This is a genomic window from Sphingomonas sp. OK281 (assembly GCF_900115295.1).
Classification (GTDB): Bacteria; Pseudomonadota; Alphaproteobacteria; order Sphingomonadales; family Sphingomonadaceae; genus Sphingomonas.
Genome location: NZ_FOVZ01000001.1, coordinates 817189 through 833508 on the forward strand (window position 1 = coordinate 817189; position 16320 = coordinate 833508).

Annotated in this window: 14 protein-coding genes; 8 read left to right on the plus strand and 6 right to left on the minus strand. The window is 66.2% G+C overall.

Translation table 11 applies throughout. From position 1 onward, the window contains the following. Positions 1 to 64 precede the first annotated feature (64 nt). Positions 65 to 1675, plus strand: a complete 1611-nt coding sequence (locus tag BM244_RS03815; protein ID WP_093397467.1) for a phosphoenolpyruvate carboxykinase — start codon at positions 65 to 67, stop codon at positions 1673 to 1675. A 279-nt stretch (positions 1676 to 1954) separates the two neighbouring features. Here BM244_RS03815 and BM244_RS03820 read toward each other — a convergent pair whose 3' ends face one another. Continuing rightward, entirely contained in the window at positions 1955 to 2392 is a 438-nt protein-coding gene (locus BM244_RS03820; RefSeq protein WP_093397468.1) for an NfeD family protein, read from the minus strand. Then, entirely contained in the window at positions 2392 to 3363 is a 972-nt protein-coding gene (locus BM244_RS03825; protein ID WP_093397470.1) for an SPFH domain-containing protein, read from the minus strand. The genes BM244_RS03820 and BM244_RS03825 overlap by 1 nt, the downstream gene beginning before the upstream one ends. 118 nt (positions 3364 to 3481) lie before the next feature. On the opposite strand from BM244_RS03825, the gene guaB reads away from it, so the two are divergent. From guaB to BM244_RS03840, 3 genes are all read left to right on the plus strand, one after another. Further along, complete coding sequence (gene guaB, locus BM244_RS03830; protein ID WP_056048837.1) at positions 3482 to 4939, plus strand: IMP dehydrogenase; 1458 nt, start codon at positions 3482 to 3484, stop codon at positions 4937 to 4939. 568 nt (positions 4940 to 5507) lie between these two features. After that, complete coding sequence (locus BM244_RS03835) at positions 5508 to 6695, plus strand: RsmB/NOP family class I SAM-dependent RNA methyltransferase (protein WP_093397472.1); 1188 nt, start codon at positions 5508 to 5510, stop codon at positions 6693 to 6695. Positions 6696 to 6751: 56 nt separating this feature from the next. Next, positions 6752 to 7252, plus strand: a complete 501-nt coding sequence (locus tag BM244_RS03840; protein WP_175518035.1) for a tetratricopeptide repeat protein — start codon at positions 6752 to 6754, stop codon at positions 7250 to 7252. 119 nt (positions 7253 to 7371) lie between these two features. Here BM244_RS03840 and rsmA read toward each other — a convergent pair whose 3' ends face one another. From rsmA to lptD, 4 genes are all read right to left on the minus strand, one after another. Then, positions 7372 to 8187 carry a 16S rRNA (adenine(1518)-N(6)/adenine(1519)-N(6))-dimethyltransferase RsmA gene (gene rsmA, locus BM244_RS03845; protein ID WP_093397475.1) on the minus strand — a complete coding sequence of 272 codons (816 nt, stop codon included), beginning with the start codon at positions 8185 to 8187 and terminating at the stop codon, positions 7372 to 7374. A gap of 11 nt (positions 8188 to 8198) precedes the next feature. Further along, positions 8199 to 9206, minus strand: coding sequence for a 4-hydroxythreonine-4-phosphate dehydrogenase PdxA (pdxA, locus tag BM244_RS03850; RefSeq protein ID WP_093397476.1), 1008 nt, complete (start codon positions 9204 to 9206; stop codon positions 8199 to 8201). A gap of 7 nt (positions 9207 to 9213) precedes the next feature. Then, a complete protein-coding gene (locus tag BM244_RS03855) occupies positions 9214 to 10680 on the minus strand; it encodes a peptidylprolyl isomerase (protein ID WP_254784255.1) in 1467 nt (488 codons plus the stop codon). A 97-nt stretch (positions 10681 to 10777) separates the two neighbouring features. Next, positions 10778 to 13042: an LPS-assembly protein LptD gene (gene lptD / locus BM244_RS03860; RefSeq protein ID WP_254784302.1), complete on the minus strand. Its 2265-nt coding sequence runs from the start codon at positions 13040 to 13042 to the stop codon at positions 10778 to 10780. 192 nt (positions 13043 to 13234) lie between these two features. Here lptD and BM244_RS03865 point away from each other — a divergent pair, with 192 nt between their 5' ends. The 4 genes from BM244_RS03865 (at position 13235) to BM244_RS03880 (ending at position 16277) form a co-directional block, all read left to right on the plus strand. Next, complete coding sequence (locus tag BM244_RS03865) at positions 13235 to 14710, plus strand: leucyl aminopeptidase (RefSeq protein ID WP_093397480.1); 1476 nt, start codon at positions 13235 to 13237, stop codon at positions 14708 to 14710. Positions 14711 to 14817: 107 nt separating this feature from the next. Next, positions 14818 to 15264 (plus strand): DNA polymerase III subunit chi, encoded by a 447-nt coding sequence (locus BM244_RS03870; RefSeq protein WP_093397481.1) that lies wholly within the window; start codon positions 14818 to 14820, stop codon positions 15262 to 15264. 72 nt (positions 15265 to 15336) lie between these two features. Then, complete coding sequence (gene ndk / locus BM244_RS03875; RefSeq protein ID WP_093397482.1) at positions 15337 to 15759, plus strand: nucleoside-diphosphate kinase; 423 nt, start codon at positions 15337 to 15339, stop codon at positions 15757 to 15759. After that, entirely contained in the window at positions 15759 to 16277 is a 519-nt protein-coding gene (locus tag BM244_RS03880) for a GNAT family N-acetyltransferase (RefSeq protein ID WP_093397483.1), read from the plus strand. The genes ndk and BM244_RS03880 overlap by 1 nt, the downstream gene beginning before the upstream one ends. Positions 16278 to 16320: the final 43 nt, after the last annotated feature.

Below are 16320 nucleotides of genomic sequence, written 5' to 3' on the forward strand. Positions count from 1 at the left end.
CGCCCCGTACAGCCGGGAGCAACGACATACATACGTATGCGATAAAACTTAGGAGAGAGAGCCCGTGTCGAGCCAGCGTATTCCGGCCGTCGGCCTATCCGCGCAGGGGATCGAAACCCGCGCCAATCTACACTGGAACCTGGTCACCGCGCAGCTCGTCGAGGCGGCGCTGGAGCGGGGCGAGGGGACGCTGTCCGCCGACGGGCCACTGGTGGTCGAGACCGGCGCGCATACCGGCCGCTCGGCGCAGGACAAGTTCATCGTCCGCGATGCCGAGACCGACGCGACGGTCTGGTGGGGCAAGAGCAACAAGGCGATGGAGCCTGCGCATTTCGCCGCACTGAAGGAGGATTTCTTCGCCTCACTGGCCGCCAAGGACGAGCTGTTCGTCCAGGATTTGTACGGCGGGTCGCAGGCCGATCACCGCGTCAACGTCCGCGTCGTCACCGAACTCGCCTGGCATAACCTCTTCATCCAGACGATGCTGGTTCGGCCCGAACAGGCGGCGCTGAAGGACTTCGTCGCGGACTACACGATCGTCGACCTGCCGAGCTTCCGCGCCGATCCCGCGCGTCACGGTTGCCGCAGCGAGACGGTGATCGCGGTGAACTTCACCGACAAGCTGATCCTGATCGGCGGCACGAAATATGCCGGCGAGATGAAGAAGTCGGTGTTCGGGCTGCTCAACTACCTCCTCCCGCCGACTGGCGTGATGCCGATGCACTGCTCGGCGAACATGGGCGCGAACGGCGACACCGCGGTGTTCTTCGGCCTGTCGGGCACCGGCAAGACCACCCTTTCGGCTGACGCCAGCCGGACGCTGATCGGCGACGACGAGCATGGCTGGTCCGACACCGCCGTCTTCAATTTCGAGGGCGGGTGCTACGCCAAGATGATCCGCCTCTCCGCCGACGCCGAGCCGGAGATCTTCGCGACGACGAAGCGGTTCGGCACGGTGCTCGAGAACGTCGTGATGGACCCGGCGACGCGGCTGCTCGACCTCGACGATCACACGCTCGCCGAGAACAGCCGCGGTGCCTATCCGATCGACTTCATTCCGAATGCCTCGGCCGAGAACATGGGGCCGGTGCCGCGCAACATCGTCATGCTGACCGCGGATGCGTACGGCGTGCTGCCGCCGATCGCAAAGCTGACACCCGATCAGGCGATGTACCACTTCCTCTCCGGATACACGGCGCGAGTCGCGGGGACCGAGATCGGCGTGACCGAGCCGGATGCGACCTTCTCGACCTGCTTCGGCGCGCCGTTCATGCCGCGGCATCCGTCGGTCTACGGCAATCTGCTCAAGGAGCGGATCGCGAAGGGCGGCGTCGATTGCTGGCTGGTCAACACCGGCTGGACCGGCGGCAAATACGGCGTCGGCAACCGCATGCCGATCAAGGCCACACGGGCGCTGCTGAACGCCGCGCTCGACGGGAGCCTGAATGATGCCGAGTTCCGCACGGACCCGAACTTCGGGTTCCAGGTGCCGGTGAGCGTACCGGGCGTCGACACCGCCATTCTCGATCCGCGGACGACTTGGGCTGACAAGGGCGCGTACGATGCGACTGCGGCCAGGCTGGTCGACCTGTTCGTCGAGAACTTCGCCCAGTTCGCCGAGCATGTCGACGAAGGCGTCCGGCAGGCAGCGCCAAAGGTGAGAGAGACGGCCTAAACTCCTCTCCCCTCGGGGAGAGGAAGGGGCCCACACGACGAAGTCGGGTGGGAAGGTGAGGGCACGTGGTACCGCGTGCCCTCACCCTCGCCGCTACGCGGCTTCCCTCTCCCCAAGGGAGAGGGGTCCGAAGACCCGCCCTCCCTGATGGGAGGGGCCGGGGGTGGGTAGGCCGGCTCGAGTCGCTGCCGTCACCTCATACGGAAGCCGACCCACCCCCAACCCCTCCCTTCCAGGGAGGGGAGCAGGTAGCGCGGACCTCCTCAGCATGGAGGCTTACTAAAGCGGCTCCACCACCACCTCGCCGTCGATAACCACCGTTACCCGAACGCGCGTCCCGACCTCAGCATCTTCTCCTCGAGCCGGCCAACTCCCGTCGCCCACCAGTACCCGACCGCGCCCGCCTGTCAGCGCGGCCTCCACCACCACGATTTGGCCCACCAGCCGCGCAGAGCGATCATTCAACATCGGATCGCCGCCCTCCACCGGATAATCCCGATACCAGCGCTTCCCGATCAGCACGGTAACCGCGCTCCAGACCCCAAACGCCGCCAACTGCGCCGCCACCGGCAAGTCCGGCAACACGAACACCGCCACCCCGGTCACTGCCGCAGCGATCGCGAGAAACACCAGGAACACCCCCGGCACCGCCAGCTCGGCGATCCCCAGCACCAGCGCTGCGATCAGCCAGGCGCCAGTCGCCCCGATCGCGTCCATCAGCTTTTCGGCAACTCGAACGGACCCTTCCGCGGCTCGGGCTTGGCCGGCGGAGACGCGGTCGCATCGCGCAACGCATCCTTCGCCAACTCGCCGATCCCGCCAAGAGTCCCCATCAACTGGGTCGCTTCGACCGGGAACAGGATCGTCTTCGCATTGGGCGAGGTCGCGAACTTGCCGATCGCCTCGACATATTTCTGCGCGATGAAATAGTTGATCGCCTGCGCGCCACCCTCCTCGATCGCCTGCGACACCGCGCGCGTCGCCGAAGCCTCCGCAACCGCCGCCCGCTCACGCGCCTCGGCATCGCGGAACGCCGATTCCTTGCGCCCTTCGGACTCGAGGATTCGCGCCTGCTTCTGCCCCTCGGCACGCAAGATTTCGGAAGCCCGCGAACCCTCGGCATCCAGGATGTTGGCCCGCTTCTCGCGCTCGGCCTTCATCTGCCGCCCCATCGCGTTGACGATGTCGGCCGGCGGCCGAATGTCCTTGATCTCCACCCGCGTGATCTTCACGCCCCAAGGCGTCGTCGCATGATCGACGACGTTCAACAGCCGCGCATTGATCTCGTCGCGCTTCGACAGCGTCTCGTCGAGGTCCATCGAGCCCATCACCGTGCGCAGGTTGGTCGTCGTGAGCTGCAACAGCGCCTGGTACAGGTCCGACACCTCGTACGCCGCCTTGGCCGAGTCGAGCACCTGGAAGAACACGACCCCGTCGGTCGAGATCATCGCATTGTCCTTGGTGATGATCTCCTGGCCGGGGATGTCGATCACCTGCTCCATCATGTTCACTTTCCGACCGACGCGGTAGAAGAACGCGGGGTAAAAATTGAAGCCGGGCCGGGCGACCGTCGTGAAGCGGCCGAAATGCTCGATCGTGTATTGATAGCCCTGGTGGACGATCTTGATGCTGGTGAAGAGGTACAGCAGCACTAGCGCCAATAAGAGTGCGGCAACGGTCAAGCCCATCGAACATCCCCATCCGTGTATCGCACCGCTATAGCACGTCGCGCGCGACAGGGCCTAGCCGTACGCCGCGCCTTTGGTTACATGGCGCGCCACCTCACACCCAGGAACGGCAGCTCTCATGGATATCCGCCTCGGCCTCACTTTCGACGACGTCCTCCTGTATCCGGGGGAATCGGACGTGCTGCCAAGCCAGGCCGATACCCGGACTCAGCTGACGCGCGGCATCGCGCTCAACATCCCGATCCTCTCGTCCGCGATGGACACCGTCACCGAAGCCGACATGGCCATTGTCATGGCGCAGCTCGGCGGCATCGGCGTGCTTCACCGCAACCTGACCGTCGAGGAGCAGGTCATCGCGGTCCGTCAGGTAAAACGGTTCGAGTCTGGCATGGTGGTCAATCCGATCACGATCAAGCCGACCGCGACTCTCGGCGAGGCGCAGGCACTCATGTCCGGCCACCGGATCAGCGGGATACCGGTGGTTGAGGCGGACGGTAAGCTCGTCGGCATCCTCACCAACCGCGACGTGCGTTTTGCGGGCGATCCAAAACAGCCCGTCAGCGAGCTGATGACGCACGAGAACCTCGCCACCGTCTCGACCGAAGTCGGCAAGGAAGAGGCACGCCGCCTGCTCCACGCCCGCCGCATCGAGAAGCTGCTGGTCGTCGATGCGCAGTATCGCTGCGTCGGTCTGATCACCGTCAAGGACATCGAGAAGGCGGTGATGTTCCCCGATGCCACCAAGGACGAGGCGGGCCGCCTGCGCGTGGCGGCGGCGACGACGGTAGGCGACAAGGGCTTCGACCGGACCGAACAGCTGGTCGACGCTGGCTGCGACCTGATCGTGATCGATACCGCGCACGGCCATAACCGCGACGTCGGCCGTGCGGTCGAGCGGGTGAAGAAGCTGTCGAACTCGGTGCAGGTGGTGGCGGGCAACGTCGCGACCGGCGAAGCGACGCGCGCGCTGATCGGTGCGGGCGCGGACGGGATCAAGGTCGGCATTGGCCCCGGCTCCATCTGCACGACGCGGGTGGTCGCCGGCGTCGGCGTGCCGCAGCTTACCGCGGTGATGGATTGCGCCGAGGCTGGCCACAAGGCTGGCGTGCCGGTGATTGCCGACGGCGGCATCCGCACCTCGGGCGACATGGCCAAGGCGCTCGCTGCCGGCGCATCGACCGTGATGATCGGCTCGCTGCTCGCGGGCACCGACGAGGCACCTGGCGAGACGTTCCTGTACCAGGGGCGGGCATACAAATCCTACCGCGGCATGGGCTCGGTCGGCGCGATGGGCCGCGGGTCGGCGGATCGCTATTTCCAGGGTGACATCAAGGATCAGCTGAAGCTCGTGCCGGAGGGTATCGAGGGCCAAGTTGCGTACAAGGGCCCGGCGAGGGATGTCGTTCACCAGCTCGTCGGCGGCATCAAGGCGGCGATGGGCTATACCGGCTCGGCGACGATCCCGGATCTCCAGGCTCGTGCGGAGTTCGTGCAGATCACCGGTGCCGGCTTGATGGAGAGCCATGTCCACGACGTGACGATCACGCGAGAGGCGCCGAACTACCCGACGCGCTAAGGGCACTTCCCACCTCCCTGGAAGGGAGGGGCCGGGGGTGGGTTGGTTTCCGGCAAGCTCGTCCGATGGTGGCTATAGCGGGCCAACCCACCCCCAACCCCTCCCTTCCAGGGAGGGGAGCGGGTTGCGGCTTGCCCCCGCTTTCCGTCATTCCCGCGAAGGTGGGAACCCATACTGGCTGACGTCGCGGTAAGATCGCAATCGTTCAAGGATATGGATCCGCGCCTGCGCGGGGATGACGGACGATATGTGCCGTGGCGGTTCTCCACAGGCCGCAGGCTAACTCACAGACTACCGCCGCCATCCGTCGTCCTGCCGCCTTCCTCCGTCATCCCGGCGAACGCCGGGACCCATGGTTGCGTGCCGGGTGGTGGTTACACGCTATCGCCGGGTCCACCATGTCCATGGGTCCCGGCGTTCGCCGGGATGACGAAGGGAAGGGCCGAGCCCCTGGAGGCGGGGTCCCGAAATTATTCCCCTCCCGCCCGCGGGAGGGGCTAGGGGAGGGGATGATGACGAACACTCCGTACCAAACCCTCCCGCTCTACCTGCAAACTGGAGCCAACAAGTGACTCCCCCAGCACGCACCCAGGCCGCGATCGAACTCCTCGACCAGATCATCGCCGCCGCCCGCGAGTCCGGCGCCGCCGCCGACACGCTGATCGCGCGCTATTTCCAGACCCGCCGCTACGCCGGCTCGAAGGATCGCCGCGCGGTCCGAGACCTCGTCTACGCCGCGATCCGCACGGCCGGCGACCGCCCCGAAGGCGGTCGCGCTGCAATGCTGCTCGTCGCTGACGCCGACCCGCAAGTGGCGGCAACCTTCGACGGCTCCACCCATGCGCCCGCCCCGATCGCCAAGGACGAACCGCGCGCCCGCGCGGGCGTCGCACCGCAGTGGCTGTCCAAGGCCCTCCGGGCCTCCGGCCTCGACGGTGCCGCCCTTACAGACCTAGCCGGCCGCGCCACGCTCGATCTGCGCGTCAACACGCTGATCGCCGACCGCGCCACCGTCCTCGCCGCACTCCCCGACGCCGAAGCCACCCCGCACGCCCCGGATGGCATCCGCCTCCCGACCGGCACCAACGTCGAAGCACTCCCGCTCTTCAACGAAGGCGCGCTCGAGGTGCAGGACGAAGGCAGCCAGCTCGTCGGCCTCGCGATGCAGGCGAAGCCCGGCGAACGCATCGTCGATCTCTGCGCCGGCGCCGGTGGCAAGACGCTCGCACTCGCCGCGACGATGCAGAACGAAGGCGTGATCCTCGCCTGCGACACCGACCGCAACCGCCTTTCGCGGCTCGCCCCGCGCGCTACCCGCGCCGGTGCAACGATCGTCGAGAGCCGCCTGCTCAACCCGACGCGCGAGATCGAGGCGCTCAGCGAATGGGCCGGTCGCGCCGATGGCGTGCTGGTCGACGCACCCTGCTCGGGCACCGGCACGTGGCGGCGTAACCCCGAGGCACGCTGGCGGCTAACCCCCGACCGCGTCTCGCGGCTGCAATCGACGCAGCAGCAGGTGCTCTCCGTGGCCGCCACGCTGGTCAAGCCCGGCGGCGCGCTCGTCTATATCGTCTGCTCGCTGCTCGACGCCGAGGGCACCGACCAGGTTACTTGGTTCCTCAACGCGCATCCCGGCTGGACCACGGAAGCCCTGTCGCTCCCCGCCGGCGCGAAGCACGGCCACGGCGTCCGCCTCGAACCCGGCCGGGACGGCACCGACGGCTTTTTTGTCGCGCGCCTCCGGGCTGCGTGCTAGCCAGCCGACCTATGGCTCAACTTACGGCCAAACCTGTATCCCGCCTGGAGACGATGATGCGTTTTTCGTCCGTTGCCCTTGCCGCCGCGCTGACCGTCGTATGCGTGTCGACTTCGCTCAGCGGGCAACGCCCCGACGCCCAGATCGACGCGCGGTCGATGCAGTTGTTGGCGCAGGGGCGTTCGCTGATGACGGCGGGCAATCTCGACGGCGCAACGGATGTGCTCGAAACGTCGGTCGCAGTCGATCCGCGCAACCGAGCCGCATTCCTCCTGCTGGCACGCGTCGCTGAAACGCGTGACCTGCCAGGCAAGGCGATCCGCCTGTACCGCGAGGCCTTGCTGCTGGAGCCGAACGACGTCGCCGCGTTGAAAGGGCAGGGCGAGGCACTGGTCGCAAAGGGTGCCGTGGTCCGCGCGAAGGATAACCTCGTGAAGATCCGTACGCTCTGCAAGGGCGTCTGCCCTGAGGCTACACAACTCGCGGCAGTGATCGCCAAGGGCCCGCCGATCGCCACGGCTCAAGTCGAGAAGACCCCGGTAGCCGCCAAGGATTAACGCGCTCCCCTCCCTGAAAGGGAGGGGTAGGGGGTGGGTAGGCCAGCTTGCGTCGCCACCGTCACCTCATACGGAAGCCGACCCACCCCCGACCCCTCCCTTTCAGGGAGGGGAGAAGATCAGCCGACGGCCTTCGCCAACGCCACGAAATCCTCGACCGACAGCGTCTCGGCCCGACGCGTAGCCTCCACCCCGATCCGCTCCAGCGCATCGAGAGCGCCCGGCACGCCCTTCAAACTCTGCCGCAGCATCTTCCGCCGCTGCCCGAACGCCGCGCCCGTCAGCCGCTCGAGCACAGCGAAGTTCACGCTCTCGGGCGCTTCCACCGGCACCAGATGCACCACCGCGGACATAACCTTCGGCGGCGGCGTGAACGCCGACCGGTGCACGGGCATCGCGATCCGCGCGGTCGAGCGCCACTGTGCCAGCACAGCCAGTCGCCCGTAATGATCGTCGTTGGTTTTTGCGACGATCCGCTCGGCGACTTCCTTCTGGAACATCAGCGTGCACGACTGCCACCATGGCAGCCACGACGTCGACAGCCACCCGACCAGCAACGCCGTGCCGATATTGTACGGGAGGTTAGACACGATATGCGGCTTGCCCTCGAACAGCGCAGGCGCATCGATCTCCATCGCGTCGCCCTCGATCACCCGCAGCCGCCCCGGATACGCCTCGTCAAGCTCCGCCAGCGCAGGAATACACCGCCGGTCACGCTCGATCGCCGTCACCCGCGCACCCGCCGCGAGCAGCGCGCGCGTCAGGCCACCAGGACCGGGCCCCACTTCGAGCACCTCGGCATCCTGCAAATTGCCCGGCACCGCCGCGATCCGCTTGAGCAACTGCCCGTCGAACAGGAAGTTCTGCCCGAGCGCCTTGCTCGCATTCAGTCCATAACGCGCGATTACCTCGCGCAGCGGGGGAAGCTCCGTCACTGCAGCCTCGCTCACGACTGGGCAGCGGTCTGCGCGCGCCGGTCCGCCGCTTCGCCCGCCATCGCGATCGCCGCGATCATCGCGCCCGGCTCGGCAAGGTTCTTGCCGGCGATCGCAAACGCGGTGCCGTGATCGGGCGAGGTCCGCACGATTGGCAGGCCCAGCGTCATGTTCACGCCCTCGTCGAAATGAATCGTCTTTAAGGGCACCAGCGCCTGGTCGTGATAGCAGCACATGACGACGTCATAGGTTGCACGCGCCCGCGGGTGGAACATCGTGTCCGCCGCGAACGGCCCGGTCGCGTCGATGCCTTCTTCGCGCAGGATCGCGATCGCCGGCGCGATGATCTCGATCTCCTCTCGGCCAAGCGCACCCTGTTCGCCAGCATGCGGATTGAACCCGGCGAAGGCGAGCCGTGGGTTCTCGATCCCGAAGTTTCGCAGCAGGCCGCGGGCGGTCGCACGCGCCTTGGCGACGATCAGGTCGACGGTCAGCAGTGCGGACACGTCCTTGAGCGGCACGTGAGTCGTGATCGGCACCACCTTCAGCGATGGTCCGGCGAGCATCATCACCGCATTGTCGCCCGCAACCCCGTAGCGCTCGGCCACGAATTCGGTCTGCCCAGGATGACTGAAGCCGATCGCATACAGCTGTGACTTCGACACCGGCCCCGTCACCAGCGCACGCGCCGCGCCGGTACGAACCAGTCCGACCGCCAACTCCAGTGAGTGCAGCGCACACCGGGCGCCATCCGCATCGGGTTCACCAGGTACTATCGCACCCGCGTCGCCCACGGTCAGCACCGGCAACGCCTCGCCAAAAACCGCTGCCGCTGCGCTCAGATCAGCGATCCGTGCGATCGGTCCCGCCCAGACTCGCTCGATCGCCCGCGCATCACCGACCGCGACGAACGGCGGCAGGCAGTGCGCCTCACGCGCGTCCCAGGCCTTGGCGATGATCTCGGGCCCGATCCCGGCAGGATCGCCCATCGACACCGCCAGCGGCTGAACGCGCGTCATGCCGCGATCACCGATATTCGACCACGGCGTCGCGCCGCAGATCGCGCAGCTTCTGCTGGGCGCGCAGATTGACGCGCTGCTGTTCGAGCTGCCCCTGGATCTGCTCGGAGTTCGGTACCGAACCGCCAGCCGCCTCGTCGCGACCGCACAGCACCAGCGCGCGAACGCCCTGTTCCGCGGAACCGAACGGCGGGCTCGACTCGCCGACCTGGAGCTTCAGCATCACTTCCTGAAGCTGCGGCGGAAGGTCGCGGATCCGGACCGTATCGTTGTCGACCACGTCGGCGCCGATCCCGGCCGCCACCTTCTCGACGGTACCACAGCCACGCAACTCCTGCGTCGCCTTGGCGAACGCCTGCGCACGCGCGGTCGCCTGTGCCTGGTTGGTGTTCGGCGGGAAGCGCAACGTCAGCTGCTTAAGACTGAGTTTCGCATCACGCGGATCGGCGGTCAGCACCTGTCGCTTGTCGGTCAGATACAGGATCGAATAGCCACCCGAGACCTCGATAGGTCCAGCCACCTGGCCGACCTGCATCGTCGTTGCGGCTTCGGCCAACTGCGCCGGCAAGGTCGCCGCACGGATCCAGCCGAGATCGCCACCGACCGCACGCGTCGACGCTTCCGAGAACTGGCGCGCGTAATATTCGAATGGCTGTGCGCCCTTCTGGATTTCCTGCAGGATCTGCTTGGCGTTCGCATAGACCTGCTGGCTGTTCGCCGGCGTCGCCGCGAGATAGATTTCCTTGAGGTTGAACTCGTCGGTGCCCTTGGCGGCCTGAAGACGGTCGATGATCGACTTCACCTCCTCGTCACCGACGTTGACGAACGGCTCGACACGGCGACGCAGATAGCGCTGCCAGGCGAGCTCGCCTTCGATCTGGCGCTTGAGCGACCGCTCGGACGACCCGGACTCGCGCAGGAACGCGCGCATCGCGACCGGCGTGCGGTTGAACCGCTTCGACACCGCGTCGTAGCTCTGCGTCAGCTCGGCAGGGGTGATCGTGATGTCGGCGGTCTTCGCTTCCTGGATCTGAAGCGTTTCGTCGATCAGCTGGCGGAGCACCTGCAGCTTGAGCCGCTCGCGATCTTCCGGCGAGAGCTTCGCCTCGTTCGCCATCGCCACCAGCGAGACGCGCTGGTCGACGTCGGTGCCGGTGATCACCGTATCGTTGACGATCGCGGTCGGCTTGCGAACGTTCGGATCGACCTTGCCGAAAATCTGGAGATTGGTCGGGATGTCGAGGCCGGTATTGTCCGGCACGCTCTGATCCTGGACCGTCTGGCCCGAACCGGTCGGCGCCGCCTGAGCCTGGGCAGCCTGAGCCTGGGCAGGGGCAGCCTGAGCCGGGGCTGGCCTGCCCTGTGCACGCTTGGGGGGCACGGTCTGCGCGATCGCGCTTGCCGCCAATGCGGCCAGAACCACCGAACCGATCACACGGCCGCCACGCGCCGCCAGTCGAACATCATGCTTCAAGTGTCGGTATCCCATCATCACACGCCGTGCATCGTACCGTCATTGCCATGACGGCACATATCCGGCGCGGTTTGCCCCAAAGTAGCTGAACGCGGGCTTAGCGGCCGAGGTTGGTGAAGGCCAGCGTCAACAGGAAGCTGTTGCCCTTACGCGCGTCGCCCGTGTCGTTGTACGTCCGCCGCCACGTTGCGCCGAGACGCAGACAGTCGTCCTCGTACTGCACGCCCAGTCGGTGACGGATCGGCGTAAAGCCGTCGCTGCGCGACAAGGGATCTTCCGACGCATTGGTCAGATCGACCACGCCCGAGCCGAACGCCGACCAGAACCGCGCGAACTGTACCCGACCCGCAACGCGGACTTCCTCGCGGTCGCGAAGATCCTCGATCGACGCGTCGATGTTGCGGTTGAGCTTGAGGTAGCCGACCAGCACATAGGTCGCGCGCGAGCCGATCGTTGCGTCGACCTCGTTGCGGCGGATTGCGAAGCTGTCCTTGTCGAGGCGATAGCGGTGAATGATCGAGACGAAATCGCGGAACCGGAGTTCGTTTCGCCCGACGATGTCGGAGAACCGGTCGCTGAGGCCGGTGCCGTCGGGCAGGATCGTCGGCCGCAGATCCAGACGATAGCTTTGGCCGACATTGGTGGTGAAAGTGATACCCGGCAGGTCGAGCGCCCATTCGCCACCATAGGTGACACGCGACGAATCCTCGAACCGGTCGTAACCGGCAAACCGGTTCAGCGAAAAGAGATTGGTGTCGTCGAGATCGACGGCGCGCGAATCCTCGTTCGGCAAGGAAAGGTTGGCGACCTTCGGTGCTGCGACGAACTGCACGCGCGGCGTAAAGCGCTGCGTACCACCAAGAAATGTGCCGATGAACGGCCATTTTATGTCCACCGCCGCCGCGCCGATGAGGCGCTGGTGAAACCCTTCGAGCCCGCGATAGCTTATGTTGGTCGTCGCGATCGTGTCGGTGGTATTGTACAGGTCGCCGCGCGCGAACGCCGTGAAGGTGACCTCCTGACCCCAGTTGGTCAGGCGGCGCAAATCCCATTGCAGGCTGGCGAACGCGCGCTGCGTGTCCTGGCCATCGGTGCGCGTCAGCGCGAGGGTGTTCAACTGGAGCTGGAACCGACCACCGACCAGACCATCGTCGAATCGCTTGCGATAATCGATCTCGGGCAATGCGATCGGCTGTTGGCCCTGGCTGTCGTTCACGCGCAGCGTCTGCGCGTACCAGCCGCTCAACGAGAAATAGCTGCTGTCATCGATCCGCTCCAGGCTCGCCGTGGTACGCAGCCGGTCGTCGCGCGAGATGTCGTAGCGACGCAGGAACGTCCGGTCGGTTGTCAGGCGGAGTGATCCGCTCGCGGTCCAGTTCGGCGACAACTGGTACCGCGCCATGCCGTCGATATAGCCGCGGAACGCCATGCTCGTGTCGGTCGGGTCGGCGGTCGTCAGATCGTCGCTACGGCGACTTTCGGTCGCATAGGCGCGAATCTTGAACGCACCCTTCGAGTTGAGCGCGGAATAATCGACCTGCGCCATCGGCAGCACGCTGCTGTAGATGTGCGGCGTGATGATCAGCCCCTGGTTCGGGGCGAGCTTCCAGTAATAGGGGACGCTGACTTCGGCGCCGTTGACGCGGCTATAGCCCCCGTTCGGCGAGAGCAGGCCACTGTCGCTGCCTCCACCGACCGGGTTCGAGAATTCGGGAAGCGGCAGGCTCGGCAGGCCGAACAGGTGAAGCCGCGCGCCCTTGTAGAAGATGCGCTTCCGCTCCGGGCGATAGGTGACGCGGACCGCGGTAATCTTCCACGTCGGTTCCTTGGGACACCCTGCGGTGTTGGTCACGCTGCACGGCGTGTAGGCGGCGGTCTTGAGGTTGACCGTGCCGTCCGCGTCGCGCATGCCCTGCTTGGCCGCGAGCCTTCCGCCCTGTTCGAGCACGACGAGCATGTTGTCGACCACGCCGTCCTTCAACGAATCGGTCAGGTTGATCTCGTCGCCGTACGCGATGTCGCCTTCGGGGTTGGTGACCGCGATGTTGCCGGTCGCGACGACCTTGCCGGTCTTGCGGTTCCAGACGACCTTGTCGGCACGCAGCCGGCTGCCCTGGCGGAACATCCGGACTTCACCCGTCGCGGTGACGATATCGGTGTTGGTGTTGTATTCCAGCGCGGTGGAGCTGAACTGTACCTGGTCTTCCGCCGGCGTCGCTGTCGATGCGTTGGCGACCGGCGCTTCGGGCACCGGTGGCGCAACCGGACGGTTCTGGAAATCCTGGGCTGAAGCGGGGGTCGCAGCCGTGGCCAGTCCGGTCGCCAGCGCGAGCGAAAGGGCGCAACCCGTCAAAAGGTCGATACGCAACACGATCCGAACCAACCCCTTTGGCACTGGGCAGCCGTTTGCCGCCATATCGCCCGCCTATCGCACCACCGGCGCTTCGCTGCAATCGCCGTGAGATGACAGGCCGCCACCTTGCTTTGCCAAGCCCGCGGCATCAACTTAGAGCCAAGCCCATCCTACCGTTCAAAAGCTTCCCGAGGTTTCTTCATGCAGATTGTCTTCGCCCCGACCGTTCCCGCCAACGCCCCGATCCTCGCCGTCCCCGTTGCAAAGGACGGCGTGGCCAAGATCAAGTGGAGCGCGATCGGCGGTGACGGCGAGGCAGTGGCGACCAGCGCAGCGACTGCGGCACGCTTTGCAGGCGAGGCAGGCTCGGTGGTCGAGCTGTTCGTGCCGGTCGACGGCGCGGTTCGTCAGGTCCTGCTCGTCGGAGTCGGTGCGGGCGAGACCGCCGATTGGGAGAAGGCCGGCGGTGCGATCACCGCACGTCTGCTGACCTCGGGTGCAACCTCGGTCGTTGCCGACCTCTCGGCCGGCGCCACGCCGACTGCCAAGGCAGCTGCGCACTTCGCCGCTGCCGCCGCCCAGCGCGCATGGCGCTACGACACGTACCGCACCAAGCTCGCCGAGAAGTCGAAGCCGACGCTGACCGAGATAACCATCGCCGGTGCGCCGGACGGCACCGATGCCGCCTGGAACGAGGCCGCCGCGGTCACCGAGGGTCTCGACCTGACGCGCTGGCTCGTCACGTCGCCGCCGAACGTCGTCTACCCCGAGAGCTTCGTCGAGAAGGTGACGAAGGACGTCGAAGGTCTCGGGCTCGAGATCACCGTGCTCGACGAAGCGCAGATGACCGAGCTCGGCATGGGCTCGCTGCTCGGCGTCAGCCAGGGCTCGCGCCGTGAAGCACGCATCCTCGCGCTCAAGTGGAACGGGGCAGGGGCCGATGCGCCGACGCTGGCGTTCGTCGGCAAGGGCGTGACGTTCGATTCGGGCGGCATCTCGATCAAGCCCGGCGCTGGCATGGAAGACATGAAGTGGGACATGGGCGGCGCGGGTGCGGTCGCCGGGGCGATGAAGGCGCTCGCCGGCCGCAAGGCGAAGGCGAACGTCGTCGGCGTCATGGGCCTGGTCGAGAACATGCCCGACGGCGCAGCACTTCGCCCGAGCGACGTCATCACCTCGATGTCGGGCCAGACGATCGAAGTGCTGAACACCGACGCCGAGGGTCGCCTCGTGCTGTGCGATTGCGTGACCTGGGTGCAGCAGGCGCACAAGCCGACCACGATCGTCGATCTCGCGACGCTCACGGGGGCGATGATCGTCGCGCTCGGCACCGAGAATGGCGGCATTTTCGCCAATGACGACGCGCTCGCCGACCAGCTGATCGCGGCGGGCAAGACCACCGGCGACACGCTCTGGCGTTTCCCGCTGTCGCCCGCCTACGACAAGCTGATCGACTCGCCGATCGCCGACATGAAGAACGTCGGCCCCCGCGGCGCCGGCTCGATCACCGCCGCACAGTTCATCAAGCGCTTCGTCGACGAAGGCGTGAAGTGGGCGCATCTCGACATCGCCGGCATGGTCTGGTCGGACAAGCCGGGGACGAACCACGACAAGGGCGCAACCGGCTACGGCGTGCGCCTGCTCGACCAGTTCGTCGCCGATAATTTCGAGGGGTAAGCTCCGAGAGTAGACCGTTCCCCCGCGGACGCGGGGGCCCAGCTAAGTACCGACACCGATCGTGACCCTGGACCCCCGCCTTCGCGGGGGAACAGCGGGGAGTAAGTATGCAGGTCGATTTCTACCACCTAACTAGCCCCCTCGACCGCGTCCTCCCACGCATCGCCGAGCGTGTCGTCCAAACCGGCGGCCGCCTCCTGATCGTTGCCGAACCCGAAGAACAACGCGTCGCGCTCGACCGCCTGCTCTGGTCCTATGCTCCCGAGAGCTTCCTCCCCCACGCCCAGGCCGGCAGCACCGACGATACCGCTCAACCCATTCTAATTACTCAAGATATCCAGGAAGCCGCTCCCGCAAACGCCGCCCGCAATGTCGCGGTGGTAGACGGACGTTGGCGTGACCTTATCCTAACCTTTGACCGAGCCTTCCACATCTTCGACGACGAAGCCATCCGCGAAGCTCGCCTCGCCTGGAAGGCACTGGCAGACCGCGACGGCATCGAACGCCGCTACTGGAAACAGAACGACTCCGGCCGCTGGGAACAGGCCGCATAGGTTGCTTTAACCGCGCCCCCCGCCTAAGCGCGGCGCATCCGATTACCGTCAACACAGGAGCCCGTGACCATCATGGCCGCGAACCGTACCTTTTCGATCATCAAGCCCGACGCAACCCGCCGCAACCTGACCGGTGCGGTCACCAAGATGCTCGAGGAAGCCGGCCTGCGCGTCGTCGCTTCGAAGCGCATCCAGATGACCCGCGAGCAGGCCGAAGGCTTCTACGCGGTCCACAAGGAGCGTCCGTTCTTCGGCGAACTCGTCTCGTTCATGATTTCGGGCCCTGTCGTCGTCCAGGTTCTCGAAGGCGAGAACGCGATGCAGCGCAACCGCGACATCATGGGCGCCACCAACCCCGCCAACGCAGAGCCAGGCACGATCCGCAAGGAACTCGCCGAGTCGATCGAAGCCAACTCGGTCCACGGTTCGGATTCGGACGAGAACGCCGAGATCGAGATCGCCTATTTCTTCAAGCCCGAAGAAATCATCGGCTGATGACCTGGCGGTTGCGACGGGCTGAGCCGGGCGATGCGCCCGCGCTATCGCTCGTCGCATCCGCCACGTTCCTCGATACCTATGCGACCGTGCTGACGGGGGCGGACATCGTCGCCCACTGCACGACGAAGAACAGCATCGCCACGTTCGAGACGTGGCTGTCCGATCCCGCGACGATCGTGACGCTGGCCGAGTACGAGCCCGGTCACGCGCCGATCGGGTACACGGTACTGACCGCGCCGGATTTCCCGATCGAACCCGGCCCCGCGGACATCGAACTCCGCCGCATCTATCTCATGAAGCAGGCCCAAGGCTCAGGCCTGGGCGCCGTGCTGATGGCCCGCGCCTTGGAAGATGCCGCTTCGGCAGGCCGATCCCGAGTCCTGCTAGGCGTATGGGACCAGAACACCCGCGCCCGAGCCTTCTACGAACGGCAGGGATTCGAGGTGATCGGCGCCCGCCAGTTCACGGTCGGCACCACCCTCCACGACGACCCGGTCTACGCACGAGTGGTCTGAGAGAGCCGTAGCTCCCGACTTCTTGTTCTCCCGCGAAGGCGGG

Coding starts and splice junctions, on each gene's coding strand:
- BM244_RS03825 (WP_093397470.1), bottom strand. CDS start 3,363: ATGGGCTTGACCGTTGCCGCACTCTTATTGGCGCTAGTGCTGCTGTAC.
- BM244_RS03865 (WP_093397480.1), top strand. CDS start 13,235: ATGCAGATTGTCTTCGCCCCGACCGTTCCCGCCAACGCCCCGATCCTC.
- guaB (WP_056048837.1), top strand. CDS start 3,482: ATGGATATCCGCCTCGGCCTCACTTTCGACGACGTCCTCCTGTATCCG.
- BM244_RS03880 (WP_093397483.1), top strand. CDS start 15,759: ATGACCTGGCGGTTGCGACGGGCTGAGCCGGGCGATGCGCCCGCGCTA.
- pdxA (WP_093397476.1), bottom strand. CDS start 9,206: ATGACGCGCGTTCAGCCGCTGGCGGTGTCGATGGGCGATCCTGCCGGG.
- ndk (WP_093397482.1), top strand. CDS start 15,337: ATGGCCGCGAACCGTACCTTTTCGATCATCAAGCCCGACGCAACCCGC.
- BM244_RS03870 (WP_093397481.1), top strand. CDS start 14,818: ATGCAGGTCGATTTCTACCACCTAACTAGCCCCCTCGACCGCGTCCTC.
- BM244_RS03820 (WP_093397468.1), bottom strand. CDS start 2,392: ATGGACGCGATCGGGGCGACTGGCGCCTGGCTGATCGCAGCGCTGGTG.
- BM244_RS03840 (WP_175518035.1), top strand. CDS start 6,752: ATGCGTTTTTCGTCCGTTGCCCTTGCCGCCGCGCTGACCGTCGTATGC.